The organism is Halanaerobium sp. MA284_MarDTE_T2 (genome assembly GCF_003337245.1).
Classification (GTDB): domain Bacteria; phylum Bacillota; class Halanaerobiia; order Halanaerobiales; family Halanaerobiaceae; genus QPJE01.
Genome location: NZ_QPJE01000053.1, coordinates 1 through 3,898, shown reverse-complemented (window position 1 = coordinate 3,898; position 3,898 = coordinate 1). Strand labels below are relative to the sequence as shown.

At 29.7% G+C, this 3,898-nt stretch carries 4 protein-coding genes; 1 reads left to right on the top strand and 3 read right to left on the bottom strand.

What is annotated here, in order from left to right; genetic code table 11:
• Positions 1-137 precede the first annotated feature (137 nt).
• The gene (locus DFR78_RS11735) at positions 138-341 is read right to left on the bottom strand and encodes a hypothetical protein (protein WP_114459009.1); all 204 of its coding nucleotides are present in this window, start codon (positions 339-341) and stop codon (positions 138-140) included.
• Between the two features lie 3 nt (positions 342-344).
• The gene (locus tag DFR78_RS11730) at positions 345-1,556 is read right to left on the bottom strand and encodes a patatin-like phospholipase family protein (RefSeq protein ID WP_114459008.1); all 1,212 of its coding nucleotides are present in this window, start codon (positions 1,554-1,556) and stop codon (positions 345-347) included.
• 247 nt (positions 1,557-1,803) lie between these two features.
• Here DFR78_RS11730 and DFR78_RS11725 point away from each other — a divergent pair, with 247 nt between their 5' ends.
• Complete coding sequence (locus DFR78_RS11725) at positions 1,804-3,030, top strand: glycosyltransferase family 4 protein (RefSeq protein WP_114459007.1); 1,227 nt, start codon at positions 1,804-1,806, stop codon at positions 3,028-3,030.
• 7 nt (positions 3,031-3,037) lie between these two features.
• On the opposite strand, the gene DFR78_RS11720 is transcribed toward DFR78_RS11725, so the two are convergent.
• Complete coding sequence (locus DFR78_RS11720) at positions 3,038-3,841, bottom strand: ATP-binding protein (protein ID WP_114459006.1); 804 nt, start codon at positions 3,839-3,841, stop codon at positions 3,038-3,040.
• Between the last annotated feature and the right edge of the window lie 57 nt (positions 3,842-3,898).

The following is a 3,898-nucleotide window of genomic DNA, read 5'->3' as shown; positions in this document are numbered from 1 at the left end:
TCACACCCGAATTGAGTTTTAGATAAATCTAAAAATTTCGTTGATGACTAAAGCCCCCTTTTTGCAGCTTGAAAATAAATTTTGGGGAAACTCCTGCATATTTATAAGTTATTTTTTTGAAATTATTTTAAAGCTGATTAAATATCCTCAAGACATTTTCTGCATATATATGTATCTTTAAATTTTATTAAGTTATTAAAATTACCGCAGAAAATACATTTTTCTTCATCATTTAAGAGTTCTGTTGACCCCTTCTCTGCATCACCATATAATCTTTCTCTCAGATTTTTTATCATTTTATTTTCACCAGTACCAGCTTTATTATTCTTTTGACCATTCATAATCTATTTTACCTCCCTATAGTTTAAAAAAATTTTTTCGGCAATGCCGATAATAATTTCTTCCTTGACTTTTTTAGGCAGTAAATTGCTTGATTTTATAAATAGTGGAAGCCTTTCACTGATTGTTTTTTCACTTCTATTATATTTATTTCGAACCTGTTTAAGAAGATCTTGAAAACTATAAAATTCAAAGCGTTCAATTCCCGCTTTAGCTGCGATAATTTCCAGCAAATTTATCAGCATATCACCATAATCAGCCTGATAATCTAATTCTAATAAATTAATTATTCTGGGAATTAATGCTTCAAATAATAATCTTTCTTTAGGCTGTTCTACTATTTTAAACTGTTCAGATAAAGATTTGATTGTTTCTTCCGGTAAATTTAAAATAAATTCAATAAAATATTTGCTGTCTTTAGGAGGATAAATATAGTATTTATTTCCCTTTAAGTTTTTAAAATATTTCATTGTATCATAATATCCCATTTTTAAATTTTTTCTGGCATTTTTTTGATCTAAATTAAGCATTCTCCCCAAATTTTCTGAAGGATTTATATAAATAATGTCCGAATTATTATTTCCAACCTTATTGTCTCCCATGCCATAAGTCCTGACAGCAATTATTTTTTTGTAGCCTTTTTTTATAAGGGTATTAATAGGAAGATTATCATAAAAACCACCATCAATAAGTATTTTACCGTCAATTCTCTGCAATTTAAAAGCCGGAAGATAAGAACTAGCCAGAATATAATCTGCAATTTTTCCCTCGGGAATATCTTCAACAAAAAGCTCTAAAGGTTTAAACTCACTCAGAGAAACTGTGATAATTGCAAAATCCATATCTGAATTTCTTATTAAATCTTCATCTATATTTTCTGATAATATTTTTTTCATAATAGAAGTATCTAAACCCCTATTCTGAAATATTTCTTTAGCTTTATTTATTAAATAAAGAAGATTTTTTTGGTTTAAAGAAAAGTTCATCAATTCCGCTACGTATTTTTCTTCAACATCAAAAACCTGTGCAGGAGAAATATTATACCAATATTCATATACTTCCTCAATTTTGTCCTGGACAAACATTGCTCCATTAAAAGCACCAATAGAAGTGCCTGCTACTCCGGAAACATCCAATTTAAGTTCTTTAATGGCCTTTAAAGCACCTGCATGATATGCGCCTTTAGCTCCTCCACCTTCTAATACCAGCCCATACATATTTATTCCTCCCAGCTCTATTCTCATTAACTATTATAACACAACAAAAAAATCATTAACAGTTATAGGCATTTAAAAAATCATATGATTTCTCTAAAAATCAATTTTAGAAATTAAAAAAAGAAGCAGAATATTGAAAACATCCTTTATGAAGCCTGATATAAAAAAACAGGAAAACTTAAAGGAAATTTTATTTGAAGGATTTTGATAAATTTGTTATAATTTTTTAAATAGGCAGGTGTTTAAATTGAAAATATTACATATATATGCACAAAAACCAGGTTTTACAGGTAGTGGGTATTACCTTAAAAACATATTAAATGAAGGAGCTAAAAAATCTGTTGAGCAGGCTATCATAGCAGGAATTGAAAAAAACAGCCGTGATAAATATCAGCTAAGGGGATGTAGTGAATTTTTCCCTGTTTATTTTTCATCTAATAAACTTCCTTTTCCGGTCGTTGGAATGAGTGACCAAATGCCCTATAAAAGTACACTTTACAGTGATCTTAAAGGCGAAAAACTGCAGAAATGGAAAAATGCATTTTCTAAAAATATAAAAAAAGCTATTAAAAACTTTAAACCCGATCTAGTTATTTCTCACCACCTATGGCTGCTGACAGCCTTAAGTACAAAATATACAGAAGGAATTAATCATATTGCTGTCTGCCATGGTACAGGACTGCGAAAATTTAAGCAGCTGGAAAAACACCAAAAAAATGTAAAAACAGCCTTAAATAAAGTGGATAAAATAATTGCTCTAAACTTTCAGCAAAAAAAAGAAATAAATCAGTTAATGGGAATCGATAATAATAAAATAAAAGTCATTGGCAATGGATTCAATCCCAAAATATTTTATCCTTTACAAACGAAGCAGCTAAAAAAAGAGAAAGAGGCAGTGGAACTGCTGTATGCCGGAAAAATATCTAGAGCAAAGGGACTGCTGGCACTTTTAGAATCTTTTTCCCACCTCAACAAAAAATACAGCATTAATTTGACCCTTTGTGGGGGTGGTTGTGGCAGTGATTTTAAAAATATTAAATCTGCTGCAGCTGAAACAGGAAATAATATTATTTTTACAGGAATTATTCCACAAAAAAAGCTAGCTGAAAAAATGCGCCAGAGCGATATATTTGTGCTCCCTTCTTATTATGAGGGTTTACCACTGGTAATTATAGAAGCTCTTGCATCAGGTTTAAGAGTAGTTACAACAGATTTACCGGGAATAAGGGATTGGCTGGGACCTGAACTTATTAAATGTGGTGTAGTACAATTTGTAAAACCTCCTCTGTGTGGTAAAGACTGCTTACCATATTCTGCTGAAATACCAGAGTTTATAAAAAGACTTACAACTAAATTAGAAAAACAGCTAATATCTGTCAAAGAAAAACAGCCTCCGGATCATTCTCTAATTCAAAAATACATTTCTCGAAAATCATGGAGTTCTGTTTTTGAAAAATTAATTAAACTGGAATAAATTTTTCTTAAATTTCGATTATATTTCCACCAAGTTTTTCAGCTGTTAAAGGACTGCAGGTTGTAAAAATTATCTGATATTTTTCAGCTAAATCAGATATTATTTTTACTGTATTTTTCTGCCTTTCCGGATCCAGATTAACCAGTGGATCATCAAGAATAAAAAAGCCCTTTTTATCACTGTATATCTGTTCAACAAGAGAAAACTTTAAAGCAAGTGCTATACTGTCATATGTTCCAAAAGAGAGAAAGTTTTTTTCTACCGGAATTTTTCTAACAGATGAACTAAGTTCGATTCTGTATTTTTCATCAAATGTTACAACATTATATTTACTTCCTGTTATTTTTTTTATATAGTACGAAAATGATTCTACAAGTGGTTTAAAACTTTTTTGGTCAAATTCTTTTAATTTTTCTTCCATAACTTTTTTTACTTTTATTAGATTTTCTGCTTTTTTTATACTTTTTTTAAATTCTTCTTCAATCTGGCTGTACTCTTTTTTTATTTCTTCATAAGATTTATCTGCCAGCTGGTTTTTAGTATTAATATATTCAATATTTTTTTCCTGGTACAGCCGATCAACATTTTCTTTTTTCTTTCTTAAATTATCAAGATCTGTTTTGAATTCGGAGATGGAATTATATTTTTCAGGAAGTTTCTCCAATTCTACTGCTTCTTCTTCTAATTTTTTAAGTTCACTTTTTAGTTCTATTATTTCATCAAATATATGGTCATGACTTATATATCTTTCCTCCCAGTCACTTATTTTATTTGGCTCTTCGCTATTTAGTGTGGGTAACCCCAATGGCATATGTTAACATTAATGGTAACGTGGAATTTAAATATAGCTTTAAATTAGCATGAATTT

Bases quoted from the DNA above. Each gene is read 5' to 3' on its own strand.
- DFR78_RS11735 (WP_114459009.1), bottom strand. From the start codon at position 341: ATGAATGGTCAAAAGAATAATAAAGCTGGTACTGGTGAAAATAAAATG.
- DFR78_RS11730 (WP_114459008.1), bottom strand. From the start codon at position 1,556: ATGTATGGGCTGGTATTAGAAGGTGGAGGAGCTAAAGGCGCATATCAT.
- DFR78_RS11720 (WP_114459006.1), bottom strand. From the start codon at position 3,841: ATGCCATTGGGGTTACCCACACTAAATAGCGAAGAGCCAAATAAAATA.